This is a genomic window from Mucilaginibacter sp. JRF (assembly GCF_015223065.1).
In the GTDB taxonomy this organism is placed as follows: domain Bacteria; phylum Bacteroidota; class Bacteroidia; order Sphingobacteriales; family Sphingobacteriaceae; genus Mucilaginibacter.
In genome coordinates this window covers 149,092-175,856 of record NZ_JADFBY010000008.1, presented here as the reverse complement: position 1 = coordinate 175,856, position 26,765 = coordinate 149,092, and the positions used below count along the sequence as shown (strand labels likewise).

21 protein-coding genes and 1 tRNA gene are annotated in these 26,765 nt (G+C 42.3%); 14 read left to right on the top strand and 8 right to left on the bottom strand.

The features are described from left to right. The 4 genes from IM792_RS17555 to IM792_RS17540 form a co-directional block, all read right to left on the bottom strand. Positions 1–1,461: a hypothetical protein gene (locus tag IM792_RS17555; RefSeq protein ID WP_194103200.1), complete on the bottom strand. Its 1,461-nt coding sequence runs from the start codon at positions 1,459–1,461 to the stop codon at positions 1–3. Further along, positions 1,458–2,435, bottom strand: a complete 978-nt coding sequence (locus IM792_RS17550; protein WP_194103199.1) for an aspartyl protease family protein — start codon at positions 2,433–2,435, stop codon at positions 1,458–1,460. The genes IM792_RS17555 and IM792_RS17550 overlap by 4 nt, the downstream gene beginning before the upstream one ends. Positions 2,436–2,504: 69 nt before the next feature. Further along, positions 2,505–3,167: an ATP-binding cassette domain-containing protein gene (locus tag IM792_RS17545; protein WP_194103198.1), complete on the bottom strand. Its 663-nt coding sequence runs from the start codon at positions 3,165–3,167 to the stop codon at positions 2,505–2,507. Between the two features lie 588 nt (positions 3,168–3,755). Further along, positions 3,756–7,031 (bottom strand): carboxypeptidase regulatory-like domain-containing protein, encoded by a 3,276-nt coding sequence (locus IM792_RS17540; protein ID WP_194103197.1) that lies wholly within the window; start codon positions 7,029–7,031, stop codon positions 3,756–3,758. Positions 7,032–7,334: 303 nt separating this feature from the next. Between IM792_RS17540 and lpdA the strand changes: the two genes are divergently transcribed. The 3 genes from lpdA (at position 7,335) to IM792_RS17525 (ending at position 10,653) form a co-directional block, all read left to right on the top strand. Further along, positions 7,335–8,726: a dihydrolipoyl dehydrogenase gene (gene lpdA / locus IM792_RS17535; RefSeq protein ID WP_194103196.1), complete on the top strand. Its 1,392-nt coding sequence runs from the start codon at positions 7,335–7,337 to the stop codon at positions 8,724–8,726. A 114-nt stretch (positions 8,727–8,840) separates the two neighbouring features. Then, the gene (locus tag IM792_RS17530; RefSeq protein WP_194103195.1) at positions 8,841–9,683 is read left to right on the top strand and encodes an MBL fold metallo-hydrolase; all 843 of its coding nucleotides are present in this window, start codon (positions 8,841–8,843) and stop codon (positions 9,681–9,683) included. A gap of 109 nt (positions 9,684–9,792) precedes the next feature. Further along, positions 9,793–10,653, top strand: a complete 861-nt coding sequence (locus IM792_RS17525) for an RNA polymerase sigma factor RpoD/SigA (RefSeq protein WP_114004714.1) — start codon at positions 9,793–9,795, stop codon at positions 10,651–10,653. A gap of 59 nt (positions 10,654–10,712) precedes the next feature. Here IM792_RS17525 and IM792_RS17520 read toward each other — a convergent pair whose 3' ends face one another. Then, the gene (locus tag IM792_RS17520; protein WP_194103194.1) at positions 10,713–11,894 is read right to left on the bottom strand and encodes an AIR synthase related protein; all 1,182 of its coding nucleotides are present in this window, start codon (positions 11,892–11,894) and stop codon (positions 10,713–10,715) included. 65 nt (positions 11,895–11,959) lie between these two features. Between IM792_RS17520 and IM792_RS17515 the strand changes: the two genes are divergently transcribed. Next, the gene (locus IM792_RS17515; protein ID WP_194103193.1) at positions 11,960–13,747 is read left to right on the top strand and encodes a chloride channel protein; all 1,788 of its coding nucleotides are present in this window, start codon (positions 11,960–11,962) and stop codon (positions 13,745–13,747) included. A 39-nt stretch (positions 13,748–13,786) separates the two neighbouring features. On the opposite strand, the gene IM792_RS17510 is transcribed toward IM792_RS17515, so the two are convergent. Continuing rightward, positions 13,787–15,964: a glutamine synthetase III gene (locus tag IM792_RS17510; RefSeq protein ID WP_194103192.1), complete on the bottom strand. Its 2,178-nt coding sequence runs from the start codon at positions 15,962–15,964 to the stop codon at positions 13,787–13,789. A gap of 505 nt (positions 15,965–16,469) precedes the next feature. Between IM792_RS17510 and IM792_RS17505 the strand changes: the two genes are divergently transcribed. From IM792_RS17505 to IM792_RS17465, 9 genes are all read left to right on the top strand, one after another. Continuing rightward, entirely contained in the window at positions 16,470–17,504 is a 1,035-nt protein-coding gene (locus IM792_RS17505; protein WP_194103191.1) for a porin, read from the top strand. Between the two features lie 80 nt (positions 17,505–17,584). Continuing rightward, positions 17,585–18,184, top strand: a complete 600-nt coding sequence (locus IM792_RS17500; protein ID WP_194103190.1) for a DUF4468 domain-containing protein — start codon at positions 17,585–17,587, stop codon at positions 18,182–18,184. Positions 18,185–18,384: 200 nt separating this feature from the next. Beyond that, positions 18,385–19,245 (top strand): energy transducer TonB, encoded by an 861-nt coding sequence (locus IM792_RS17495; RefSeq protein ID WP_194103189.1) that lies wholly within the window; start codon positions 18,385–18,387, stop codon positions 19,243–19,245. Positions 19,246–19,404: 159 nt separating this feature from the next. Next, positions 19,405–21,627 carry a phosphoribosylformylglycinamidine synthase subunit PurL gene (purL, locus tag IM792_RS17490; protein ID WP_194103188.1) on the top strand — a complete coding sequence of 741 codons (2,223 nt, stop codon included), beginning with the start codon at positions 19,405–19,407 and terminating at the stop codon, positions 21,625–21,627. A gap of 114 nt (positions 21,628–21,741) precedes the next feature. Further along, on the top strand, positions 21,742–22,131 hold the full coding sequence (locus tag IM792_RS17485) for a VOC family protein (protein ID WP_194103187.1): 390 nt from the start codon (positions 21,742–21,744) through the stop codon (positions 22,129–22,131). Next, positions 22,131–22,844: a methyltransferase gene (locus tag IM792_RS17480; RefSeq protein ID WP_194103186.1), complete on the top strand. Its 714-nt coding sequence runs from the start codon at positions 22,131–22,133 to the stop codon at positions 22,842–22,844. The genes IM792_RS17485 and IM792_RS17480 overlap by 1 nt, the downstream gene beginning before the upstream one ends. 18 nt (positions 22,845–22,862) lie before the next feature. Next, positions 22,863–23,357 carry a metallophosphoesterase family protein gene (locus IM792_RS17475; RefSeq protein WP_194103185.1) on the top strand — a complete coding sequence of 165 codons (495 nt, stop codon included), beginning with the start codon at positions 22,863–22,865 and terminating at the stop codon, positions 23,355–23,357. Between the two features lies 1 nt (position 23,358). After that, the gene (locus IM792_RS17470; protein WP_194103184.1) at positions 23,359–23,670 is read left to right on the top strand and encodes a hypothetical protein; all 312 of its coding nucleotides are present in this window, start codon (positions 23,359–23,361) and stop codon (positions 23,668–23,670) included. A 100-nt stretch (positions 23,671–23,770) separates the two neighbouring features. After that, positions 23,771–24,058, top strand: a complete 288-nt coding sequence (locus tag IM792_RS17465; protein WP_194103183.1) for a hypothetical protein — start codon at positions 23,771–23,773, stop codon at positions 24,056–24,058. Here IM792_RS17465 and rnhA read toward each other — a convergent pair whose 3' ends face one another. Further along, the gene (gene rnhA / locus IM792_RS17460) at positions 24,059–24,532 is read right to left on the bottom strand and encodes a ribonuclease HI (protein WP_194103182.1); all 474 of its coding nucleotides are present in this window, start codon (positions 24,530–24,532) and stop codon (positions 24,059–24,061) included. A gap of 78 nt (positions 24,533–24,610) precedes the next feature. On the opposite strand from rnhA, the gene IM792_RS17455 reads away from it, so the two are divergent. Continuing rightward, positions 24,611–24,684: transfer RNA gene (locus IM792_RS17455), tRNA-His, on the top strand. Positions 24,685–25,602: 918 nt separating this feature from the next. On the opposite strand, the gene IM792_RS17445 is transcribed toward IM792_RS17455, so the two are convergent. Next, a complete protein-coding gene (locus tag IM792_RS17445; RefSeq protein ID WP_194103180.1) occupies positions 25,603–26,763 on the bottom strand; it encodes an outer membrane beta-barrel protein in 1,161 nt (386 codons plus the stop codon). Positions 26,764–26,765: the final 2 nt, after the last annotated feature.

Below are 26,765 nucleotides of genomic sequence, written 5' to 3'. Positions count from 1 at the left end.
TTATATAGTTTTGGTTGAAGTTTCAGGCTCTATCCATATTACGGAGTTGCCGGTATCAAACTCGTTGCTTTCCCACTGTTTATTGCCGGGGTCGAGTATCCAGTTGCCATCCACCACAAATTTATAGCGTGTTTTGCCCACAGGCAATTTAATATTAAGCACCCACTCATCACCTTTGCGCCCCATGGTATATTGCTCAGGGTCCCAATTGTTAAAGCTGCCCGCAACCCGTACGCTTTGCGCGTTCAGGTAGCCCCGCAACTTAAAAGTATGGTTAGGTTTTACGGATATAAAAGAGTTGGTTTCGCCGCCATCTTCCACATAACAAGTGTTGGCCGGGTCGGTTATCCAATTGCCATCAACAATGTATTTGTAGCCATAGTTGCCTTGTGGTATAACAACCGATAATTGCCAAATGTTATCTATCTTTTTCAGGAAGATGCGTTCGGGTTGCCAGTTGTTAAAGCTGCCCGCAATGCAAACCTTGTTAGCGTTAGCATATCCCTTTAGCCTGAAATTCACCGTTTCGCCCAGGTTGATAACCGATGCGATCAGGCCTCTCTCATCATTGCCTTTGTTTTTATTAGCCGGGTCGGTTATCCATTTGCCATCAAGCCTGAAACGGTATAAAAACATACCATCATGCAAATACATGGATACCTGCCAGCCGTTGCCCCGGCGGGAGAGGGGGATCTCATCCGCATTCCAACGGTTAAAATTACCCGCCACCTGCACCTTGTTGATCTTTTGAAAACCATTGAGCCTGAACGTATAATTATACCGGTAATAAATGGAGTTAGCATGATGGAAACCATCATCTTCAGTAAGTTTATTATTGGTATCGTGCGTCCAGTTACCGTTGATGATGAATTTGTAGGCATATACACCCGGCTTCAACTTAATGTCAGCAATCCAGCCGCTATCTGTTTTCAGCATGATGCCTTTTGACAGGCTCCACATGTTAAAACTCCCTGAAAGGAATACCCGCTTGGCTGTCAGATTACCCGGTACAAAAAAACGTGTCGATCCGTTCGGAAGTTCGCGCACCGTTTGGCGGCTGAATTTGTTAACGCCGTACAATACATCGGCAGGGTAGCCGGGGCTGCCCTCACTGTTTACAGTGTTAGTGGTAATAATAAACGGTTGCTGAGGCGGTGGCGCCGTAAAGTTTATATTGAGCGCACGGTTAAAGCGTACCTTAAAACGACCGTTCTCGGCTATTTGCCAGCCTTGCGAAGTAAGCGCGCTATAATCGCCCTTTAATATCTTAGTGCTGTTGTTAGTGCCGTTTACACCGGCGCGGGTAAGTATGGTATCGAGATAGTTTTTAGCGCTGCGTTTATCTATGGTAAGCACCAACTTATCATTGGCAATATTCAAGGTGTTACGTTGCTGGGCAAGCATAGGCAGGCAACCCGCCAATAGCAGAACGATAGTAACAAAACACCGAAAAATCCTCATACTTTATAAGTATACATCGCAAACTCCTTTTTCACAAAGTTTATTGTGAAAATTCCCCGCATAAAAAAGTCGTAACCTAAAATGCCGTCAACCGTGTGACCATAGGCTCTGCCCATATTATCGAGGCTGGTTAGTACTACCTGATTTTTGGTGAACAAATTTTCGCCGACCATCAGTTTGTCTAATTTAGCATAAATTATTTCAAATGCCGAACCGCCCACACCGGTTAATTTGGAGGTGCTTAATACTTCAAAGTTTTGGATGATCTTTTTTGAGCGGCGATAGTCAAGCAAATTGGTTTCGGCGCCGGTATCAAAGGCCATCCAAAGGATGTTATTGTTTATAGTAGTTTTTAAAAAAATGACATCGTTCAGCAGCTTAAAGCCGGTTTTCATGAAGGGTTGCCTAAAGGTTACATCAGCCTCATTAATATCGCCATTGCTGTTCAGTTTATGGATGTACAGCATGTTGTTAAAAATGTCAACAGTAATGGCCAGCTTGGCAAACAGGCGGGTGCCTAACAAGCCCAATATCTTAATGTTGCGGCCATTCTCAATGGCTGAAAGATCGGTAACATCAGCCCGCAGACGTTTATAGTAAAGATCGAGTATCGAAAAATTGAGTACTTCGGTGCTGAAAGTGTTAGCAACCTCGCCATTTACCCCGCCCGATTCGTGATTGGCTATCTGGGGCATATCCCTAAAGTAAGTAGCATTCAACACCAGGTGAGGGGCGCCGGTATCTAAAACAAAGTTCCCAACTATGCTATCAACCTTTGCCTCAACAATTATAAGGTTGCCCGCCCTTTTTATGGGGACTATCAGGGTGCTGAACTCTCCGTAAGGATCGGGGTCAGGATCATCAAAAGTGCTGATATAAACACCACCTATATTAACCTTATGGCCCGCATGGGCGCTCGCCTGAACGCCCGCTGCCAGCAAAATCATAATAAGGTATGTTAAAAACTTGCGCATCAGTAAGGTTGTGGATGTATATATGACGGTTATTGCAACCGATGTGTTACACAATGCGCTGATTATTATTTATAAATTTTTGAGATACCCGTAAGTGATCAGGTCGTTTTCATTGTTTACAGGTTTGGTGCAACCTTTATCCAATAAAATTATTCGGTTGCTTACATCAAGTACATTGTAATATTGATGGTCGGTTACAATCACGCCTTTTGTTTGGGCACATTGTTTTATCAGGATTTTTAGATCATTAGCCTGCACCGGCGATATATGTGTAAACGGCTCATCCAGCAAAATAAAATCGGCGCGACTGTATGTGATCATCAATGTTTCCAGCTGGCGCAGTTCACCGCCCGAAAGTTCATCCGCCGTTTTGTTTTGATGTTGTTGATAGGAGGGATGTTCAATAAACCCACTCCATAGTGAAGGATCTACAAAGGGTTTGGCCAGTTTATGTATCCTGATGCCTTTAGGCAGATAATTATGTTGCGGCAAATAGGCAATACGATTGTTGTGATAGCCTTTAGTTAAATGATTGCCATCAACACTTACGTGTTTGTAATTGCTGCTCAGGCTGCCAAAAATTATCCTTAACAATGATGATTTACCGCAACCATTGCGACCAAGCAAACCCACAACTTCGCCGGTTGAGCAAGAAATATATACATCCTGCAATATCTTACGGCCATCAAACTCAAGCTGTACGCTATCAACCTTTAATGTGTGTAATGGCATAATAAGGTATCAGGATAATGGAGGCAAGAGCAATGAATAACAATGTATCGAAAGTAAAAATGTACAAATACATTTGCCTGGCACTTAAGCCGGCATTGCGGTAATAAAAGTAAGTTTTGGCAGCTAAAAAATATTGATAGCTAACGCATAATAAATAACCAAATAGTTTAAGTATTAATACTATGGGCATCGCTATTATCCCATGTTTCAGCAATACAAAAATTGCACACAGGCTGAATATAAGATTAACAAAAAACACCGGCCGATAAAAGTGAAAGATGAATGCTGCCAATCGTTTCATTAATAAGTTAATATATTGATGAGTTGAATAGGTTATGTTTTACAGAGCCCGCTCAAACATATTGAGTATTTTAAGCATTGTTTACCATCAACGTTACTAAGCATATCAATATTATTAACTCGTAAAATAACATATGATATAATAGAGCTGATTCAAGCCGGCGTGCTACACCATGCGTAGATTTTATTCAATGGGCTGCACGTAGTTGGTAGATTAGTTACAAATTGCCACGCACAAAAAAGCCCCGTTTGTAATAAGCGGGGCTTCTGTTTTATTGTAACAAGCTATTAATTGAATAGGTATCTTAAACCTATTTGAGCTTGCCAGCGTGATTGCTGAGAAATACCGTTACCAAATGAGTTAACAAGTGGAACTTTGTTAGTGTTATCCAAATAAGGGAATGAGAATGTTGGACGACCTTGAGCGTCTAAACCTCTGTAGCTTAACAAAGCGGCACGGTTAACAAATTTAAAGTTACCCCATGCATCATTCAGGAAGTTACCGAAGTTGATGATGTTGAACTCGAAACGTAAGGTGTTCTTGTTTTTACCGGCATTAACAAATATGTCCTGGCTAAAGTTAAAGTTAACTAAGTGGTAGTAAGGTAATACTAAACCATTTCTCTTAGCGTATTTACCTTTGTTTTCGCTCAGGTAAGGGTCTTGGTTAATGTACTGGCTTAATTGAGCGTATTGTTGAGCAGCAGTACGGGTATCGTTAGCGTCAACAGGGATCAAAGTAATGTCATCAGCGCTTTTCGGGATGTAGATCAAATCGTTTGAAGTTTGACCGTCACCATTCAAGTCACCATTATATACGTATGATGCAGTACCATTGTTAGCAGCCTCGTAAGTTAAACCGATTGAAGTGGTAAGGTGTTTCAAATACTCTTTGTGGTATGAAACAGCCGCGATGATACGGTTTGGCTGGTAGAAGTTACTGTATGAAGTAGCATCAGAGTTTGGATCACCAGATACTACACGATCTCTCCAGATTGACTGAGCAATTGAACCACCATCATTTACCGAACGAGAATCAGCATAAGTATAAGCTAAGCTGAAATACAGGTCGCGGGTAGTTTTTTGTAACTGACCGGTGATGCTGTATGAATAACCTTTGTTGGTGTTCTTCATCAGGATAGCATCGGTAATATTAGGGTTAGCTAATGTATTACCACCGTTAGCGGCAGAAATGCTTGGATATACTGTTGTAGCACTGTAACGGATACGGTTGTCAGGACCAACAAGAGCTGTACCGGTTGTTGGCAAAGCTACGTTAACGTGGTAAACAGCGTTGATATCTTTAGAGTAGTTACCCTCTAAGGTACCGATGATGCCACCAGGTAATTTTTGGTCAACCGCTAAAGTAGTACGGAAGTTGCTTGGTAATTTGAAGTTTCTGTCAGTTACCGCAATGTTGTATGAAGTATTTGCAGCAGCACCTGATGGCCTGTTAGCGTCAACATCAGGGTTGAATGCTAAGCGGGGATCAACTGGCGAACCGGCAGCAGGTTGTGTAAGTACGTATGAACCAAACTGTACACCGTTGTTGCTGGCTTGGTTTGAGATGTAAACAAACGGAGTTGGACCGCTGAATATACCTAAACCACCACGTACCTGTGTAACACCATCATTATTAACATCCCAGTTAAAGCCTACACGTGGTGATAATTGGATACGTGTTTTTGGATATTGAGAAACATCTAAACGTGCGCCATCGCGGAAGTTAGTAAGCGCTAACAATGCAGGGTTTGCTTCGCTGCTGGTATTAAATACCGGCATATCAGCACGTAAACCAAAGGTGAATTTCAGGTTGTCTTGTGCTTGCCATTTGTCCTGTGCGTATAAGCCTATAGTGTAAGCTTTTACAAAGGCGAATGGAAACGCGCCACCTGGCAATGCTGAGTAACGATATTCATAACGCAAAGCGTTTGCAGTGCCATTGTTTGCTGAAGCATAAAAATCAGCAAGGCTATTAAAGCGGTACTGGCCATAGTAGTTTGGCGCGAAACCGTTTTTATATTTGTTTAACTCGAATGATGCACCGGCGTTAAATTCGTGGTTACCTGCGTAATAAGTAAAGTTATCAGTAAACTGGTAAGTATCAGTATTAAGCAAGTTGTTAGCGGTAAATGGCTCATAACCAAATGAGGTCATGGTGTTACCGTTAGGGCCTAATATATCAACCAGCGGGAAGTTACCGCCACCTGGTGATGAACGGAAATCGCGTAGAGCCTGGTAACCTAAAATTACCTTGTTAGCCATTTTGTCGCTGATGCGTGTGTTCAACTCGGCTATACCAATGTTAAAGTTGTTGTTGATGGTATAGAATGATGAGAAGAATGGTAAAACGTTAACGTTAGTAGTACTTGGGCTACGGCTACCTTGAGCACCTGATGAGCTTGGAGAAACATCACGGAATGATTTTAGATAGAAATACTTGATCGATAAAGTGTTTTTATCGTTGATGTTCCAGTCTAATTTAGCGGTGATCTTATCTGATTGTGTACGCAGAGGGAAATTCTCGAACGCACCCGGATCGTAATTGTAGTTTGTTTTAAGGAAGTTGCTTAATGTAACCATATCATCATAGTTGATGGTAGTTACTGAACCACCTGCGGTTTGTCCGCTACGAACTGCTGTGTACGGGTGAGCAGGGTCGTTGATACGCTCTTGCTCTCCTGATACGAATAAGAACAATTTGTTTTTAACGATAGGGCCACCTACGCTGAAACCACGTTGATTGTAGTCAACAGCCGGAGTTGGTACCCAGTTGGTCATGCTTTTACGGCCAACAAGACCTGGTGAGCGTTGGTAGTAGTAAATGCTACCTTTAACCTCGTTAGTACCTGATTTAGTTACAGTGTTAATTGATGTACCTGAGAAACGGCCTTGGGTAACATCAAACGGAGAAACGGCAACCTGTACCTGGTCGATCGCGTCAAGCGAGATAGGCTGAGAGTTTGACTGACCACCCAAAGTGCTTGATAAACCGAATGAGTTGTTAAACAAAGCACCATCAATGGTTAAGTTGTTACCGGCATCGCTACGGCCACCAAATGAACGGCCGTTTGCAGTTGGCGTTAACTTAGTGTAATCGTAAATTGAACGGCTGATAGTAGGCAGGCGGTCAATTTGAGTACGGGTAATGATCTCTTGCGAGCCTGTACGTGAGCTGTTGATAACCTTGTTTTGAGTGCCAGTTACCACAACCTCACTTAATTGTGTGTTTGTTGGAGCAATTTTGGCGTTCAGTTTAAAATCCTGACCTAAAGCAAGAGTTAAATTTTCCTGTACAAAGTCATTGTAACCGATGAATTTGTAAGTAATTGTGTACGGACCACCCACACGTAAGTTAGGTAGATTGTAGCGGCCGTCGCCACGTGTTGCTGTAGAGTAGTTAGTTCCGGTTGGTGTGTGCACAGCAATTACAGTTACACCTGGAACAGTTTGCCCTTTCTCGTCGGTAACTATACCAGATATGTTACTGGTAGTTATCACCTGGCCAAACGTTACGCTGGCAGACAAACATAAAAAAGTTAAAAAAAGTAAAAACTTTCTCATGTGGTGGAAATTTGTTAATAAATCAGTTAATTAATATTTCTGCAAAAATATATAAAAGTTTCCCTGTCAATGTTAATTTATCATTAACTATTTTAGAAAATTTATCAACATTAATATGCAATTAATCAAAAAGTTATAATGAACATTTAATTTTATGATGCAAATCATATTTTAAGATAATTTCTTAAGCATAACAATAAATTATCGTGTTAATTAAAGTTACACAAGGGTGAGGTTGTCTATTTCGGGTTTTCAGTGCATTTACTTAGATTTGGCAGCATTAAAAACATATAACAAGCAAATATGAGCTACGATCTAATTGTTATTGGTTCAGGTCCCGGGGGTTACGTTGCTGCAATACGTGCCTCTCAGTTAGGTTTAAAAACCGCTATTATCGAGAAAGAATCACTTGGAGGTATATGCCTTAACTGGGGTTGTATACCAACTAAAGCTTTACTTAAAAGCGCCCAGGTATTTGAATATATAAATCACGCTGCCGATTATGGTATTAAAGTTAATGGTGCCGGCGAGGTTGATTTTAAAGCCGTAGTAAAACGCAGCCGCGACGTTGCCGAAGGCATGAGTAAAGGCGTGCAGTTTTTGATGAAGAAGAACAAGATCGACGTGATCATGGGCTTTGGTAAATTAAAAGGTAAAGGCACTGTTGAAGTTAAAGCCGCTGATGGCTCTACTAAAGATTATACCGCTAAGAGTATCATATTAGCAACCGGTGGTCGCTCACGCGAATTACCAAACCTTAAACAGGATGGTAAAAAGATCATCGGCTATCGCCAGGCTATGGTATTGCCTCAGCAACCAAAATCATTAGTGGTTGTAGGTTCGGGCGCTATAGGTATCGAGTTCGCTTATTTCTATAACTCTATCGGTACCAAAGTTACCGTAGTTGAGTTTTTACCGAATGTTGTGCCTCTGGAGGACGAAGAAGTTTCAAAACAACTGGAGCGTTCATTGAAAAAACAAGGCATCAACATTATGACCAATTCAACTGTTGAATCAGTTGATACCGCTGGTGACCTGTGTAAGGTAAGCGTTAAAACAGCAAAAGGTACCGAAGTTTTAGAGGCCGAGATCGTGCTTTCAGCAGTTGGTGTAACTACTAACCTTGAAGGCCTTGGTTTAGAAGAAACCGGCGTTAAAACCGACAAAGGCAAAGTATTGGTTGATGATTATTATAAAACCAACGTTGAAGGTGTTTACGCTATCGGCGATATCGTTAAAGGCCAGGCCCTGGCACACGTAGCATCAGCCGAAGGTATTACCTGTGTTGAAAAAATTGCAGGCTTAAACCCTGAGCCAATCAATTATAACAACATCCCGGGTTGTACATATTGCTCACCTGAAGTTGCCTCAGTAGGTTATACCGAAAAAGCGGCTAAGGAAGCAGGTTACGAAGTTAAGATCGGTAAATTTCCATTTTCAGCATCAGGTAAGGCAAGTGCCGCCGGTGCAAAAGATGGTTTTGTTAAAGTGATATTTGATGCTAAGTACGGCGAGTTCCTGGGTGCGCACATGGTAGGTAATAACGTTACCGAGATGATTGCCGAGGTGGTAACTGCCCGTAAACTGGAAACAACCGGTCACGAGATCATCAAATCTGTACACCCGCACCCAACCATGAGCGAGGCTGTTATGGAAGCTGCCGCTGCCGCTTATGGCGAGGTGATCCACATCTAATATTTTCTAAAACCAAATATTTAAAACATGGTTCAATACCTTAGCAAAGGATCTGAACCATGTTTTTTGTTTTTAAAACCGGTTATTAAACTTATACTTGCTTAACTAAACCGCATGAATTTATACAGTATCGATACCGGATTATTTAAGCTTGATGGTGGCGCCATGTTCGGTGTTGTGCCTAAAACCATCTGGAACAAAACTAATCCGGCTGATGCTAACAACCTGTGCTCGCTGGCTATGCGTTGCTTGCTGGTTGAGCACGATGGTAGGTTGATACTGATCGATACCGGCATCGGTAACAAACAAAGCGAAAAATTCTTTAGCCACTATTATCTGCATGGCGATGCTACGCTGGATAGTTCGCTGGCAAAACATGGCTTTCATCGTGATGATATAACAGATGTTTTTTTGACGCATCTGCATTTTGATCACGTAGGCGGGGCCGTGGTGCGTGATGGCGAAAAGCTGTTGCCCGCATTTAAGAATGCTACTTATTGGAGCAACGCCCGGCATTGGGATTGGGCCGTAAACCCGAACGATAGGGAGAAGGCATCCTTTTTAAAAGAGAATATATTGCCGATACAGGAGAGCGGACAGCTGCAATTTATAGAGGATAAAGACGGCGTTAGTTTTTTGCCGGGTTTTGATATACGATTTGTGTACGGGCATACTGATGCGCAAATGTTGCCGTTAATAAGCTACAAAGGTAAAAAGCTATTGTACATGGCCGATCTGTTGCCTACCGTAGGGCATTTGCCCATTCCGTATGTAATGGCTTATGATATGTTTCCGCTGACGACGCTGAATGAAAAAAAATCTTTTTTGACAGAATCGCTCGAAAATGATTATATTTTGTTTCTGGAACACGATGCCGAAAATGAATGTTGTAACTTGCAGCAAACCGAAAAGGGCATCAGGTTAAAGGAAACTTTTAATTTGAATGAAATTGTTTAGCCTGCATAATATTTAAGTAAATATGTTATATTACAGTGCTAAATAACGAACAAATTTGTACCTTTGCACGTTCTATTCTAAATCAAAAGAATTGAGGTTATATAAATAGATGAGACAACTCAAAATAACACAATCAATTACCAATCGTGAGTCACAATCACTTGATAAATATCTTCACGAGATTGGTAAAGTTGACCTGATAACTGCCGAAGAAGAAGTAATATTAGCACAAAAGATACGCGAAGGCGACCAAGCTGCTCTTGAGCGCTTAACCAAAACTAACCTTCGCTTTGTTGTTTCTGTTGCAAAACAATATCAAAACCAGGGCTTAACACTGGGCGACCTTATAAATGAGGGTAACCTCGGCTTGATCAAAGCGGCTAAGCGTTTTGATGAAACTAAGGGTTTCAAATTCATTTCGTACGCTGTATGGTGGATTCGCCAGTCGATATTGCAGGCTATCGCCGAGCAATCTCGTATTGTGCGTTTGCCATTGAACCAGGTAGGTTCATTAAGCAAGATCAGCAAGGCTTTCTCTAAATTAGAGCAGGAGTACGAGCGTGAGCCATCACCTGAAGAACTGGCCGATATATTGGAAACTACGGTTGATAAGATATCTGACACGTTGAGTAACTCAGGCCGTCACGTATCAATGGATGCGCCGTTTGTTCAGGGTGAAGAAAATACATTGTTGGATGTATTGGAGAACCACGAACCAAATACCGACTCGATACTGATCAACGAATCATTATCAGAGGAGATCAAACGTTCGTTATCAACCTTAACTGAGCGTGAGCGCGAAATCATTGTATTGTTCTTTGGTTTAGGTACCAACCATCCGCTGTCGCTTGAAGAAATTGGCGAAAAGTTCAACCTGACACGTGAGCGTGTAAGGCAGATAAAAGATAAAGCTCTGCAAAGATTAAGGCATACCTCAAGAAGTAAGATCCTGAAATCTTACTTGGGTTAATCATAAAAAAAGCCCCGCTTCAATTTGAAACGGGGCTTTTTCTTGTTCTATGTTTTGGCTTAGTTATATACAAACTCGCCAAATTCTGATTGTATAGTTACCTGCTTTTTATCAGCAGCCTCAACACGGCCGATGATCTGCGCATCTACATTAAAGCTTTTTGATATGGCAATAATATCGGCAGCAATGCTTTCAGGTACATAAAGCTCCATGCGGTGCCCCATGTTAAATACCTTATACATTTCCTGCCATGACGTGCCCGATTCCTCGTGTATCAGCTTAAATAATGGCGGCACCGGGAAAAGGTTATCCTTTATTACATGGACGTCATCCACAAAGTGTAATACCTTGGTTTGCGCGCCGCCGCTGCAATGTACCATGCCATCAATTTGCGAGCGATATTTTTCTAAGATAGCCTTGATGATAGGCGCGTAAGTACGGGTTGGTGATAATACCAGCTTGCCAGCAGTGACGGTTTGGCCATTGCCAATATCTATTTTATCGGTAAGGCTTTTTGAGCCCGAGAAGATCAGATCGTAAGGAATACCGGCATCATAGCTTTCCGGGTATTTTTCGGCGATTGTTTTATTGAAAACATCGTGCCTTGCCGAGGTTAGGCCGTTGCTGCCCATACCACCGTTGTATTCAGTTTCGTAAGTGGCTTGTCCGTATGAGGCCAGGCCTACAATAACATTGCCCGGTTTTATTCGGTGGTTTGATATAACATCGTCACGCTCCATCCGGCAGGTAACGGTCGAGTCCACAATGATGGTACGCACCAGATCGCCTACATCAGCGGTTTCGCCGCCCGTAGAGTAAATGCCTATGCCGGCATCGCGCAGCTCGGCTAAAATTTCTTCGGTGCCGTTTATAATAGCAGCAATAACTTCGCCGGGTATCAGGTTTTTATTACGGCCGATAGTTGATGATAGCAGTATATTATCTACCGCGCCTACGCAAAGGAGGTCGTCAATATTCATAATGATAGCATCCTGAGCAATACCGCGCCACACTGAAATATCACCGGTTTCTTTCCAGTAAGTATAAGCTAATGAGGATTTTGTGCCCGCGCCATCAGCATGCATAATATTGCAAAAGGCAGGGTCGTTAGTTAAAATATCAGGAATTATCTTACAAAAAGCTTTAGGATATATACCTTTGTCGATGTTTTTGATCGCGTTGTGCACATCATCCTTTGATGCCGACACGCCGCGCTGATCATATCTTTGCGAAGAAGTCATGGGCAAATATACGGCTTAATCGCTTTTTTTAAACCTCTAAAAATACTACATCATCGAAATTCGTTATGTATATACTAAAAACGCTTACCTATAAACTAAACCGAACACGCCTAAAGCTTAACAGTCAACGCAATTTCCTGATCTATTGCAGTGTATTTGTTGGCCTCATCGGCGGACTTGCGGCAGTGGTGTTGAAGTTTTTGGTGCATTTTATGGAGGATCTGAGCCGTAATATATCATCGCACCTGCCATATCACTTTATATATGTGTTTTTACCGGCGCTGGGTATACTGGGTACTGTAGCTTACTTGCACCTGATAAACCGCGATAAGATACAGAAGGGTATAGGCAACATCCTGGTAAACATCAAACGTAACCGATCGAACATATTGTTCAATAACGTTTATTCGCATTTAATAAGCAGCTCGTTAACTGTAGGTTTCGGTGGCTCGTCGGGTTTAGAGGCGCCAATTGTTTGTACAGGCGCGGCTATAGGCTCCAATACTGGCCGGTTCTTCAACCTTTCATCGTACGAGAAAACGGTATTGCTCGCGGCCGGTACATCAGCCGGTATCGCGGCGGTATTTAACAGCCCTATAGCGGGTGTGCTTTTTTCGCTGGAGTTATTGATAGGTGAGATCACTATACCAACCTTTATACCTTTATTAATAGCTTCAGCAACCGGAGTTGTGGTATCAAAGGTTTTGTACTCAAGTCAGTTATTCCACCTGGCTACCGAGGGTTGGGTTATGAATGCCTTACCTTTCTATATATTGTTAGGTATACTATCGGGCTTAACTTCGGTATATATAACAACCGTTGCCGGTAAACTCGAAAAGGGGATATTTATAAAACAAAACCGGTATGTGAGGGCCGCATTAGGTGGATTGTTGTTGGGGGTATTGATCTTACTGCTGCCGCCTCTGTTTGGCGAGGGCTATCACGAGTTGCAACAAGCGCTAAACGGTAATATCGAGGCTATAAAAGATCAGTCCATATTCAGTGAATATTTGAACCATCCGCTGGCCTTACTGGGCTTTATCGCGCTGTTGATTTTTATGAAGATTATCGCAGCGGGCATCACCATCGGTTCCGGCGGTAATGGCGGTACCTTTGCGCCGACGATGTTTACAGGCGCATTCCTGGGCTTATTTATTGCTTATGGCTGCAACCTTACTGGTTTGGTGCATTTAAATACAAGTAACTTCATCGCCGTAGGCATGGCCGGTGCTTTAAGTGGTGTGCTGCACGCCCCGTTAACTGCCATATTTTTGATAGCCGAAATTACCGGTGGATATGTGTTGTTTATCCCATTGATGATCGTATCGGCTATATCATATATTATATCGCGCCATTTTAACCCGCACAATATGTATTGGCACGATCTGGTGCACGAGCGTAATATACACCCCGATCATGATTACGATATGCTCTCATCTATCGCTATTGATAGTGTGATCAACCGTAACTTTACATCGGTAAATAAGGAGTTGCAAATACGCGATTTTTATAAGGTGATATCGCAAAGCCAGGCTAATATTTTTGCGGTGCTTAACCAGCGAAAAGAGATTGAAGGTGTGGTTTTGGTTGACGAGATACGCAAACAGTTATTTACTGAGGATTTTGGCGATCATGCCGTTGCCGAGATCATGATCACGCCTCCGGCAATTATTCAGTACGATCAGCCGGTGGATGCCGTGATGAAACAGTTTGATAAGTTGGAGGTATGGCAGTTACCCGTGGTTAAGGATGGACAGTTTATTGGTTTCGTATCCAAATCGTCATTACTGGCTAAATATCGCGAGGCATTTATAGCCCAGCATAAACAGACCGATCTGTTCGCGCATCATTAAAAACAAAGGGCTTCCAAATTTGGAAGCCCTTTGTTTTTGTTATTTAAAGAATAATAATTCCCTGAATTTTGGCAGTGGCCAAAGCGAATCGTCAACCAGTTGTTCGAGCTTGTCAACATGATAACGTATCGGCTGAAAGTACGAACGTACCTTTTCATCGTAATCAATGGCTTTCTGGCGAACATCCTCAACGTTGTTGTTGATGTTTTTACGTGCCTGTACCATCTCCTCAACATTGTTTTTTACAAAGTTGATATGCTCTGATAGTTTGGTGATAATATCTATCTGTGCCTGATAGGTGCTTTTATCCAAACCTATATCTTTCAATCCCCTTACGTTCTCAACCAGTTTGCTTTGGTAAGCAATAGCCGCCGGAATGATCACGTTATTAGCCAGTTCGCCCATAACACGGGCTTCTATCTGTACCTTTTTGTAATAGCTTTCCAACAATATTTCGTGGCGGGCATGTGCCTCGCGTGGGGTAAATACGGCAGTGCTTTCAAAAAGCTCGGCGGTTTTTTCGGTTATCATTACATCAAGTGCTTTTGGAGTGGTTTTGATGTTCGACAGGCCACGAGCTTCGGCTTCTTTCTCCCAATCCTCACTGTAGCCATTGCCCTCAAAACGTATGCTGCGCGATTCTTTCAGATAGCGTTTAATGGTCATCATCAGGGCAACATCTTTTTTCTCGCCTTTTTTCAGGAGCTTGTCAACGTCAACCTTGAATTTTTTAAGCTGATCGGCCACGATCAGGTTCAATACCGTCATCGGGCTGGCCGAGTTAGCTGATGAACCCACGGCACGCAACTCAAACTTATTACCCGTAAAGGCGAAAGGAGAGGTGCGGTTACGGTCGGTATTGTCCGCTAATATCTGAGGTATCTTCGGGATACCTTGCCATAGGGTGTTTTCCTCTTTTATTTTTTTGCTTAAGCGCGATGTTTCTATCTCGTCAAGCACCTCGCTAAGCTGGCTGCCTAAAAATATAGAGATGATAGCAGGCGGCGCTTCATTAGCACCCAAACGGTGATCGTTATTTACTGAGGCGATGGAGGCGCGCAACAGGTCGGCATGCTCGTAAACCGCCTTAATGGTGTTTACAAAAAATGTAAGGAACATCAGGTTGTTCTTAGGCGTTTTGCCTGGCGATAGCAGGTTTTTGCCCGTATTGGTGATCATGCTCCAATTATTGTGCTTGCCCGAGCCATTGATGCCGGCATAAGGTTTTTCGTGCAGCAATACTTTAAAGTTATGTCGCTTGGCTACACGATCCATCAAATCCATCAACAATTGGTTATGGTCAATAGCCAGGTTGATCTCCTCATATATAGGCGCGCACTCAAACTGCGATGGTGCAACCTCATTGTGGCGGGTTTTTAATGGTATGCCTAATAATAAGGCTTCGGTTTCCATATCCTGCATAAAGGCCAGCACACGTTCAGGTATCGAACCAAAATAATGATCCTCCAGCTGCTGGTTTTTAGCGGAGATGTGGCCAAACAGAGTACGCCCTGTCAGGTACAGATCGGGCCTTGCATTAAATAAGGCTATATCAACCAAAAAGTATTCCTGCTCAATACCTAATGAGGCGTTTACCTTCTCGATACTCTTATCAAAATAATGGCACACATCAACAGCTGCCTTATCAAGTGCCGTCAATGCCTTTAATAAGGGAACCTTATAATCAAGTGCCTCGCCGGTGTATGATACAAATACGGTAGGTATACATAAGGTACGCCCCATCAGAAACGCGGGCGATGATGGGTCCCAAGCGGTATAGCCGCGGGCCTCAAAAGTATTGCGTATACCACCACTCGGAAAGCTCGATGCATCAGGCTCCTGTTGTGCCAGGGCATCGCCCGAGAAACGTTCTATAGCGCCGCCATCAGCCGTAGGCTCAAAAAACGAGTCGTGCTTTTCGGCAGTGCTGCCTGTAAGTGGCTGAAACCAGTGGGTATAATGTGTAGCGCCTTTATTAATAGCCCAGGCACGCATGGCTGATGCCACTTGCTCGGCCATATCGCGCTGTATAGGCTCGCCATGTTCTATGGAGTTGATAACGCTCGCGAAAGCATCGTCAGACAGGTACTCCTTCATTTTCTTTTTATCGAAAACGTTAGCGCCATAAAACTCTGAAATTTTAGCGGATGGCGCTTTTATCTCCGGCACGGTACGGTTAAGCACCGATTGCAGGGCTTGAAATCGGGTATTCGACATATTGGGTTATTCTAATTTTAGGTCGTTTCCAAAAATAGGATAAAGTATTTACAATACTATAATTAATACCCCATACCCGGCCTTAATAGCATTTATTTAAATAGTGCTCTGAGTAGTATTTTTTTTTATGATAATACCAGCTTAAAAACCCGTTTTTCAATCGATTGTATGGTAAACTTATTAATTTTTTTAAAAAGTTATAAAAATGACCCTGTTTAATTATGTTTTGTGTAAAAAACATGCCTATATATTGATATTAATGCAAAATATTTAAAATAAAATTTTGATTTATAGAATTCCATCTATATTTTAGAAAAAAATTAAACAAAAAGTTACTTAATATTCGTTATTGTGCTAAAAAAATGAAGGTTTAACGAATTTATTTAACTGTTTTTCTTTTATACTATTAAAATTTAAACCATTTAACCAACTATTTCAACTTAATTAACCCAATAACCAAAAAAATCAACACACATTAACCCCTTAACTAATCCAAATCATTATCATGAAAAGAAAACTTTTACTCTTGTCATTACTGACAGCAGGAGCTTTTGTTGCGAACGCGCAGGATTCCACGCAAACAGACCCGCCTTTAACCATCACGGGCTCGGTTGATACTTATTATAAGTATGATTTTGCTGATCACGCCAACCTTCCAACCAGTTTCGCTTCAGATCACAATTCAATGTCAATCGGTATGATCGATATCGCATTGAAAAAGAAAGTGAGTAAAGCCGCCTTTGTAGGCGAAATTTCATTCGGCCCGCGCGGTCAGGAACAATCTCTTGTACCGGGAGCATCAGGCGATTCATACCACATCCAAAATTTATATGTATCGTATGATATTACTGACAAATTTGTAGTTACCGGTGGTTACATGTCAACCTTTATAGGTTACGAGGTGATCAGCCCTGTAGGTAACTTTAACTACTCAACATCGTACATGTTCACTAATGGTCCGTTCCAAAACGCGGGTTTAAAGTTTGCTTATACCTTTACTGATAAGGTGAGCTTAATGGCCGGTGTATTTAATGATGCCTGGAACTCTTACAACACCATTAGTAAAATGAACAACTTTGGTGCTCAGTTGGCCTTAACGCCTGTTGAGGGCTGGTCGGCATATTTGAACGTGCTTACCGGTAAAACATCAGGTACCGAGTTCGACCTTACTACTGCCTATCAAATTACTGATGCCTTTAAGCTGGGCCTTAACGCTGCCGATTACTCAGCGGCTGATGATGCAGGTGGCTTTACCGGTGTGGCGCTGTATCCGCAGCTGGCCGTATCAAAATCAGTTACCTTTGGTTTACGTGGCGAGTATTTCAAAACAAAATCGGGTGTTTTAGAAACCTTTGGCCCTGCGCCGGGCGAATCAGTTGTGGCAATAACCGCTACGGCTAACATCAAAGCCGGTCCGCTTAATTTTATTCCCGAAGTTCGCTTAGATAATATGAGCAACGATGCTGTGTTTACCAAAAAGAGTGGTGCGCCATCAAAAAGTGCCGGTCAGTTCGTGCTGGCAGCGGTGTACGCATTCTAACAAAAATAATTTAGTTTAAGTTGATTTTTTGTAAAGGCCGCTACCTGTAAAAAAGGGGCGGCTTTTTTTATATTTACAGGATGAAGAAATTGATAATAGTATTGTTATTGGCGATTAGCGGCACGGTTAACGCCCAAACTCAGCCAAAGGATTCGTTGAGTTTTGATGAAAATAACAAGTATATATATTATAGGGTTGAGGAGCAGCCAACGCTTACTGCCGATACCATATATAAAAGGGCTTTACATTTTTTAAAAACGGCCTATTCAAAAGATAAGCTGAAGCTTAAAAAGCAGGAAGATAGTAAGGCTACCTTACAGGGTGAGGGTGGCTTTATGGTATCAAAAAAAGCGCTGGTATCAAAGCATGAGGATGCCAAAATAACTTACGACCTCATTATCGAAGTAAAGGATGGTAAATACCGCTACTGGCTTACCAATTTTGTAGTTATACCTTACGAGCGCGACCGTTATGCTAACTTTGTGCCCGTTAAAGGTAAAAAGACGCCGCTTGAGCACGGTCTGCGTGTATTAGGCCAAAAAGATCTGGATGATTACCTGGAAAAAGTGCTTGTAAATAGCAGGGGAGTGGGCGAGCGTTTGAAGAATTTTATTCTGTCTGTGGCGCCTGTAGCCAAAAAAGAGCCCAAAATAGCGCCGATAGTTAAGAAAGATTGGTGAAAAACCAAATTATATATTGTTAAAGGCCGGAGTGATCCGGCCTTTTTTATGCAAAAAATTTAATGAAAAGCTTTTTGATTGCAGACTTTGCAAAAATTTGGCACGATGAATAAAAAATAAATAAAAGTTCTGTTTAAATAGAAAAAACAAAATTTTATTCTGTAAAATAGCGTTATAATTAAAAACTAAATTCTAATTATATGCTTATCACCAAATTAAATTTGTACAATACCGAGTGGCTCGATGTTGTATTTAAAAACCGCAACAAAAGCTATGGCGCTTACGAGCTACGGAAACATAATGGCACAAATATGCTAAAATCTTTGCTGATTACATTCTCGGCAGTGGGTGTTGGTATAGCTTTTTATTCTTTTACGCATAGATCACCCGTAATTGAGCCACCACTTATCTCACCTACGGATAAAAGAACTGATGTAGTACTTAAGGAAATGGTTACTCCGCCTAAAAAAGAAGAAAAAGTATTTGAAGCTACACCAAAAACTGAATTGCCGAAAGCGGCTCCTAAAGCAGATAAGGTAAAGATCACTGCGATACCTACCAATGTTGTGAGGGACGAGCTTGCAAAAACAGATCCTCCGGTGATCAATGATATAAAAGGAGCTATCGGCCCCACAAATGAAGAAGGTAAAGCAACTGAACTTAATATACCTGAAGGTAAAGATAACGGTACGCCAGGTGGCTCAGGCACAGGAGACGAAGAAGGCACAAGTAATGAACCTGTTGGTTTAGGTGGTTTAACCTCATTACCCGAACCAATTGATGGTATGGATGGTTGGAATAAATACTTAAGCCGCAACCTGCGTTACCCGGCAATAGCTTCTGAAGAAGGAAAAAGCGGCAGGGTGTTCATCAGCTTTATTATTGAAAAAGATGGCAAACTGACCGATATAAAAGTAGAGAAAGGCGCAGGGTATGGTTTTGATGAGGAAGCCCTGCGTGTACTTAAAAAAGCCAAAGCCTGGAAACCGGGCACTCAAAACGGTCGTCCGGTTAGGGTGAGGTATACCATACCTATCAGTTTTACTATTACTAATAACTAATATTACCTAAGCCTGTAAATATGCCGGTGCCATACTTAGTGTATGGCCCGGCTGCGTTTTTTAGGGTAGTTTGTTACTTCAACTAAACTGTAAACTTATTTACCTGCTTTCGCCTGATTTTCCTAATTTTGCCGCATCCTTTAAAATAAATATAAAGCATTGGAGAATCAGGAGCTAACTACCGTTGATACCGCCAAAGACCTTGGCCTGTTACCCGAAGAGTTTGATCGTATAAAAGAGATACTGGGCCGCGTGCCTAACTTTACCGAATTGTCTATCTTCTCGGTAATGTGGAGCGAGCACTGCTCATACAAAAACTCTATTACTTGGTTAAAAACATTACCAAAGGATGGACCGCGCATGCTGGCCAAAGCCGGTGAAGAAAATGCCGGTTTGGTTGATCTGGGCGATGGTATTGGATGTGCTTTCAAAATAGAATCACATAACCACCCGTCAGCGCTTGAGCCTTACCAAGGTGCGGCAACAGGTGTGGGCGGTATAAACCGCGATATTTTTACTATGGGTGCAAGGCCTATCGCGCAGCTTAACTCCCTGCGTTTTGGCGACATCAACCTCGATAAAACCAAATGGTTAATTAAAGGTGTGGTTAAAGGCATCAGTCATTACGGTAATGCCTTTGGTATTCCAACCGTTGGTGGCGAGCTTTTCTTTGACGAATGCTATAACATCAATCCGCTGGTAAACGCCATGTCTGCCGGTATAGTAAAGGCCGGCGAAACCGTTTCGGCTACATCATACGGTGTAGGCAACCCGGTTTACATTGTTGGCTCGGCTACCGGTAAGGATGGTATACACGGCGCGGCTTTCGCGTCAAAAGATATTACTGAAGATTCAGTGAACGATTTGCCTGCTGTACAGGTAGGTGATCCATTTCAGGAAAAACTTTTGTTGGAGGCTACCCTTGAGGTGATCAAAACCGGTGCTGTAGTAGGTATGCAGGATATGGGTGCCGCGGGTATCATCTGCTCAAACTCCGAAATGTCGGCCAAGGGTGAGCATGGTATGCGCATTAACCTCGACGCGGTTCCAACCCGCCAAGAAAACATGAAGCCTTTTGAGATATTGCTTTCAGAATCGCAGGAGCGTATGCTGATCGTGGTACACAAAGGTCGTGAAAAAGAGGTTGAAGCTATTTTTGATAAATGGGATTTGAACTGCGCCATTATTGGTGAGGTAACTGATACCAAACGCCTGGAGTACTTTATGAATGGCGAACTGGTGGCCGATGTACCTGCCGATGACCTGGTATTAGGTGGCGGTGCGCCGGTTTACCAACGCGAGTACCGCGAGCCTGCTTACTATGCCGAAAATCAAAAATTCAAGATAGAAGATATTGCTGAGCCGGAAGATCTGGTTGCTGTAGCTGAGCATTTGTTGGGTCATCCTAACATTGCTTCAAAACGATGGGTAACTGATCAGTACGATTCAATGGTAGGTGTATCAACCATGACCACCAACCGCCCGAGCGATGCTGCCGTAGTTGCTGTACGCGATACCGAAAAGGCCATCGTTTTAACGGTTGACTGTAACTCACGCTACGTATACGCCGATCCGCAAAAAGGTTGTGCTATAGCTGTTGCCGAGGCTGCGCGTAACATTACCTGCGCAGGTGGCGAGCCGGTGGCTATTACCAATTGCTTGAACTTTGGTAATCCTTACATTCCTGAAGTTTACTGGCAGTTTGTTAGCGCTATTAAAGGTATGGGCGAAGCTTGTACCAAGTTTGAAACCCCGGTTACAGGTGGTAACGTAAGCTTTTACAACCAATCGTCAGATGAAGGCCCGGTATTCCCGACTCCAACCATCGGTATGCTGGGTGTAATGGATAGCATTGATAACATCATGACGCTTGACTTTAAACAGCCGGGCGACTTTATATACCTGGTAGGCGAATCGGTTAACGATATCGCTTCATCACAATATCTGGCCTCATGGCACAAGGTATCGGCATCTCCGGCTCCGCATTTTGATCTGGATCAGGAGTATGCTACACACCAGGTGATCAAAGAGCTGATCAAGCATAAACTGGTACAATCAGCGCACGACGTTGCCGATGGCGGTTTGTACGTAACCCTTGCCGAAGCGGCTATGCCAAACGGTTTAGGTTTTGATATCAGTACCGATGCTGCTATCCGTAAGGATGCCTTCCTGTTCGGCGAAGCGCAGGGCAGGATAGTAGTGAGCGTTGCCCCGGCAGATCAGGACAAATTTGTTGAACTGATGGCTACAAGCGAAACCGATTTTACGCTGTTAGGTACTGTAACCAACGGCGAATTTAATGTTGACGAGCAACTGTTTGGCCATGTAACTGATGTGAAGATGTTGTTTGACAATGTGCTGCACGTTGCGTTAGGCGAATAAGTATCGCTATAAAAAATCGTCATTGCGAGGTACGAAGCAATCTCTTGATATGCATATCGGCATAAAAAGTTCAGAGATTGCTTCGTCCCTCGCAATGACGTAAAGTTTTAAAATATGCTAAAACTTAACCGCGTACATCACATAGCTATTATTTGTACCGACTATGAGCGGTCGAAAAAGTTTTATATCGATGTGTTGGGCTTAACTATAGTACGTGAGGTTTACCGTGAAGAACGGCAATCATACAAGCTCGATCTGGAGGTTTCAGGACTATACCAGATCGAGCTTTTCTCTTTTCCAAACCCTCCCGCAAGGCCATCACGCCCCGAAGCTGCCGGCTTACGTCATTTGGCTTTTGAGGTTGATGATGTAGAAACTGCTATAGCGCATGTAAATAGGTTTGGTGTAGCTGCTGAACCAATCCGCATAGATGAATTTACGGGCAAGTGCTTTACTTTTCTTGCCGATCCGGACGGGTTGCCTATTGAATTTTACGAGAAGTAATGGCGGGTATATTTCGCTTTAAGCAGTTCAGCGTTGATCAGTCAGGCTGTGCCATGAAGATCAATACCGACGGTGTATTATTAGGCGCACTGGCAGGAGCGGGGCAGCCTCAGCATATACTGGATATTGGCACAGGCACCGGTGTAATTGCGCTAATGCTGGCGCAACGTTTTGCATCGGCACTAATAGAAGCGGTTGAGATAGACGATGATGCCGCCAAAACCGCGTTAAATAATTTTGAAGGTTCACCCTATAGTGATCGCCTTAAAATATATCATCAGGATTTCAATACATTTTTCGGTGAAAACTCCGAAAATCAATACGATCTCATCGTAACTAATCCGCCTTTTTATATTGACGCCTTAACATCGCCCACACAAAAAACAAACCAGGCCAAACACGCCGACAGGGATTTTTTTGTGGATATGATAAAAGGCATATCAAATCATCTGACAGAAAATGGCACGTGCTGGATGGTGTTGCCCGTTAACACGGCCGACTATATTGAAACGCTGCTTGCCGGCTATGATCTGCATCTTCAAAAAACTATTCTGATACGATCATACGCTGATAGTGAACCTCACCGGTATATCATAGTCACAAGCAAAGCACATACTGAGCCAACAAGCGAACAGTTTTTAATTTACGATGCGCCAAAGGTTTACAGCCAGCAATACATCGATACATTAAAAGAGTTTTTTATTGTGTTTTAATTTGCTTTGTTTTGAAGCATGACGAGGATTGGCCTGATATCAGACACGCACAGTTATTTGGATGATGCCGTATTTAAGCATTTTGAGCAATGCGATGAGATATGGCACGCGGGCGATATCGGTAACCTTGAACTGGCCGATAAACTGGCAGCATTTAAACCCTTCAAGGCCGTGTACGGCAATATTGATGGCGGCGACATAAGGCGTGTATACCCCGAAAACTTGCGTTTTAAATGTGAAGATGTTGATGTTTGTATAACACACATTGGTGGTTACCCGGGTAAGTATAGTCCGCAGGTACGGAATGAGATATATGCTAACCCGCCGCAACTATTCATCTGTGGGCATTCGCACATATTAAAAGTGATGTTTGATGAGCGGATAAAATGCCTGCACCTCAATCCCGGCGCCGCTGGCAAGCAAGGCTGGCATAAAGTGCGTACACTGATGCGCTTTATTATAGATGGCCCCAAAATTCAGGATATGCAGATAATCGAGTTAAATGGGAGGTAGTATGATAAAGAATTGGAAATTAAAACTTAGATATGGCAAAATTAGAACTCCATACAAGCACTACACATTAATTACTCCAGTTAGTATATCCGAATATATCGAAGATTTTTCCGCAAGACCAGGTACAGCTTACTTAGGCGCAAAAATTTGGGCTACAGACTCAGATGAAGCAGTGGTTATCCTTGAAGATATTGGAGAAAGTACGGGATATGCAATAACGGGCTCGATAGAAATTTATGACACCGCCCCCGAACAAGAACCCGGCGATAAGCCTTATGCTTATGACTTCAAGTTTACTTATTACGAGGAATAAGCAATTACAATTTATCCAAAGCGATATAAAAGTGTAAATTCAAAATGATTGATAGGAAATACCATTTAACAATATTGGTTATTTAAATCCCCATATCCACATGCAAAGAACCCTGTTCTTACTTTATATCCTCAGCATATCAATATTCTATTTATTAGTGCTGTTTATGAATAGTATTGCCAACGCCGGACTTGCGACAGGTGATGTAGATGATCTTGACGGCTTTACAACGATATTTGCAATTGCTTGCGCTGTTTCAATCGCGCTTATTTTAACAGAGTACTTTTTCTACCGTAAAAATAAGCGGGTAGTAGTTTGGGTGATACATAGCATGGGCTTAGTAATGAGTGTGATTTTACTATTAAGCACACATTTTACAAATAAGTAATTACAGTAAATTCACCCTTGCGTTCTCAGCCTCAAATACCGTATCGATAAGTAATTTGGGCTGCTTTGATGCCGCCACAGCTAATTGATCACAACGCTCATTTTCCGGGTGGCCGGCATGGCCTTTTACCCATACCAGTTTAATTTTATGAGGTTTGCTTACCTCCAGGTAGCGTAGCCAAAGGTCTTTGTTCTTTTTGTCCTTAAAACCCTTTTGCAGCCAGCCGTAAACCCAACGCTTTTCAATAGCATCAATAACATATTTTGAATCGGAATATAGGATCACATCCTGATTAGGATTTTTAATAGCTTCGAGGCCTTTTATTACGGCCAATAGTTCCATGCGGTTATTAGTCGTTTTTCTAAAACCTTCTGAAAGTTCCTTATAGTGTTGACCAGCACGTAGTATAGCTCCATATCCTCCCGGCCCAGGGTTGCCGCTTGATGCGCCATCTGTAAACAATTCAATAACCATGCAACAAAGGTATCAGAAATATTAAAAAAAATGTTTGCAAATAGCCCGGAGATTTCTATTTTTGCAGCCTCCAACACGGTAGATGTAGCTCAGTTGGTTAGAGCATCGGTTTGTGGTACCGAGGGTCGTGGGTTCGAGCCCCATCATTTACCCCGCTAATTTAAAAGCCCTTTTTTACAATTGTAAAAAGGGCTTTTTTTATGTCTTAATGGTAGATTTAAATAAAATTCAGATTCGTTAGTTTATTGCTGATGCTTTGAGCTTAACATGGGAATATGCTCAATTTGACGATAATGTTTTAAAACAGAATCGTCATTTATGATTGCTATCAAGAAATTATCCTTAACCATCACAAAAAATAAGATGGTATTTATAATATTAAGTACAGATTGATTTACAAGATATTACATGAGTTCGCGTTTGAGGATACACCGTTATGTGTGAAAACGTGAAATAACAAGAAGTAATATGCAAGGTAAATATAGTTTAGCATATCTGTTAGCAATGAATAAAATGCTCCACGGAGCTCTCAGGCCGATAATCTTTCGCTAAGGCCTAAATGTTTTGCAAGCATTTTTGTAGCCTCCTCAAAGGTTCTGTTTTCTACAAGCGAAAGAAAATCTACCGGTCTGCCTTCTGCACCGCAACCAAAACATTTAAAGGTATTTTTGGTGGGCAGAACCATAAAGGAAAGATTTTGATCATTATGAAAAGGGCAATTTCCTTTCAAGGCTTTTCTGCTTTCCTGAAGTGGAATATATTTTCTGATCTAAGCGGCAAGATCGGTTTTAGTATTGATCTCGGTAATAAGTTCTTCAGATGGCATGTGTTATTAGTTTAATGCCCAAACATAGGTTATTTGCCGCTTTTGACAGATGATGTTAAAAATTACGGGTTTTTAACATATACAATCGCAAAGGCGATGATCGATCTCGGCAAAACAAAACTATTCTGCAGGGAACGGATGGTGTACAAAGTTGATCTGACTGAACCGGCTAACCATCACACATTTAATAGGCCGCTTTTAATCATGTAATCAATGAGCTTTAAAGATTAAGTTTACTAAAACTCTAAAAATCAACCTTCAACCTTAAGCCGCCTTGTACCAGGTTTAGCTTTTGATCAGAATACCCGGCCAGCGGAATCTTTACATAGGGCTCAAACGCGATGGAATGTTGATCATTGAGTTTTTGTTTCCAGCCGATTGATAAATTATATAAGCCCACCATTGAATGTCGTTGTTTTAATTTCTCTGTAGGAACACTCTCGGTTGATACTTCGCTCACCGTTACAGACTCTGTTCTGGTACTACCATCCGGCCCTACATAAGTATTTACATCTGTACGTCGTTCCAGGTAATCCAACGTTTGCTGTTGCGAAACAATAGCATAAGCTGATACCCCTATACGCGCATACAACTGTTTGGTGGCCTTGTACTGAAACTCAAGCGGCACATCAACACCGGCAAGACTTGCCTGTGTGCCGGTCATGAATTTATCCGTACGGCCCTTCATGTCAGGTACTTCATTTTTCCTCGCGCCGCCAAGCTGATTAAAGAATATACCGGAAACCAGCGACAACCTGTCGTTGAGTAAATAGCTAATGTGCATCCCGGCACTCAAATCTGTTTTTGATCGTGTATCTATAGCTTGCCCTACCGAAAATGCAAAACTCCACTTTCTGCCTCCTGATATTTTTTCCGGAACTGGATATTTTGATATGGTTTCCTGCACCAAAAAATCCTCCGTATTCATCTTTTTAACGTGGGACTGGGTTACAGAATTGAATTGGGGCACCGGTACCGGCGTAACATCAACGGCAACGGGAGCCGTAACTCCACTATCTGTGTTAAGGGGCAGCAATAGTGGGCGAATTACCTTTGCAATAGGCGTTGTTACCTTTTCATTTTTATCATTCACTGATTGAGTAACGTTCAAAGCATTTTCAGGCACGGATGTTTTAAGCTGTTCCTCTGTGTCAGGTCGCCGGGGTTCCGTTATGGCTGCAAGTTTTCGGCCATGCGGTTGTTGTGTTTTTTCATTAAGCAGTTGATAAGTAACAAAACCCAGGCAAAATATAAGTACCGCAGCCGCGCTTAATGATGCCCGCCAAACTACCGCGCCGCGTTTCTGTTTACGCTTTTCATTAAAACGTTCCCAGGCTCCGTCATGGTAGTCTATTTCCAGGTTGGAAAGCTGCGATTTAATATGCTCTATAAGATCCTCTTTCATGG

What these genes read in the sequence shown, in the direction of transcription:
- IM792_RS17525 (WP_114004714.1), top strand. Translation starts at nt 9,793, where the DNA reads ATGAGACAACTCAAAATAACACAATCAATTACCAATCGTGAGTCACAA.
- IM792_RS17530 (WP_194103195.1), top strand. Translation starts at nt 8,841, where the DNA reads ATGAATTTATACAGTATCGATACCGGATTATTTAAGCTTGATGGTGGC.
- rnhA (WP_194103182.1), bottom strand. Translation starts at nt 24,532, where the DNA reads ATGGTTATTGAATTGTTTACAGATGGCGCATCAAGCGGCAACCCTGGG.
- IM792_RS17445 (WP_194103180.1), bottom strand. Translation starts at nt 26,763, where the DNA reads ATGAAAGAGGATCTTATAGAGCATATTAAATCGCAGCTTTCCAACCTG.
- IM792_RS17540 (WP_194103197.1), bottom strand. Translation starts at nt 7,031, where the DNA reads ATGAGAAAGTTTTTACTTTTTTTAACTTTTTTATGTTTGTCTGCCAGC.
- IM792_RS17550 (WP_194103199.1), bottom strand. Translation starts at nt 2,435, where the DNA reads ATGCGCAAGTTTTTAACATACCTTATTATGATTTTGCTGGCAGCGGGC.
- IM792_RS17480 (WP_194103186.1), top strand. Translation starts at nt 22,131, where the DNA reads ATGGCGGGTATATTTCGCTTTAAGCAGTTCAGCGTTGATCAGTCAGGC.
- IM792_RS17470 (WP_194103184.1), top strand. Translation starts at nt 23,359, where the DNA reads ATGATAAAGAATTGGAAATTAAAACTTAGATATGGCAAAATTAGAACT.
- IM792_RS17505 (WP_194103191.1), top strand. Translation starts at nt 16,470, where the DNA reads ATGAAAAGAAAACTTTTACTCTTGTCATTACTGACAGCAGGAGCTTTT.
- IM792_RS17545 (WP_194103198.1), bottom strand. Translation starts at nt 3,167, where the DNA reads ATGCCATTACACACATTAAAGGTTGATAGCGTACAGCTTGAGTTTGAT.
- IM792_RS17515 (WP_194103193.1), top strand. Translation starts at nt 11,960, where the DNA reads ATGTATATACTAAAAACGCTTACCTATAAACTAAACCGAACACGCCTA.
- IM792_RS17520 (WP_194103194.1), bottom strand. Translation starts at nt 11,894, where the DNA reads ATGACTTCTTCGCAAAGATATGATCAGCGCGGCGTGTCGGCATCAAAG.
- IM792_RS17465 (WP_194103183.1), top strand. Translation starts at nt 23,771, where the DNA reads ATGCAAAGAACCCTGTTCTTACTTTATATCCTCAGCATATCAATATTC.
- IM792_RS17475 (WP_194103185.1), top strand. Translation starts at nt 22,863, where the DNA reads ATGACGAGGATTGGCCTGATATCAGACACGCACAGTTATTTGGATGAT.
- IM792_RS17555 (WP_194103200.1), bottom strand. Translation starts at nt 1,461, where the DNA reads ATGAGGATTTTTCGGTGTTTTGTTACTATCGTTCTGCTATTGGCGGGT.
- IM792_RS17500 (WP_194103190.1), top strand. Translation starts at nt 17,585, where the DNA reads ATGAAGAAATTGATAATAGTATTGTTATTGGCGATTAGCGGCACGGTT.
- IM792_RS17510 (WP_194103192.1), bottom strand. Translation starts at nt 15,964, where the DNA reads ATGTCGAATACCCGATTTCAAGCCCTGCAATCGGTGCTTAACCGTACC.
- IM792_RS17485 (WP_194103187.1), top strand. Translation starts at nt 21,742, where the DNA reads ATGCTAAAACTTAACCGCGTACATCACATAGCTATTATTTGTACCGAC.
- lpdA (WP_194103196.1), top strand. Translation starts at nt 7,335, where the DNA reads ATGAGCTACGATCTAATTGTTATTGGTTCAGGTCCCGGGGGTTACGTT.
- IM792_RS17495 (WP_194103189.1), top strand. Translation starts at nt 18,385, where the DNA reads ATGCTTATCACCAAATTAAATTTGTACAATACCGAGTGGCTCGATGTT.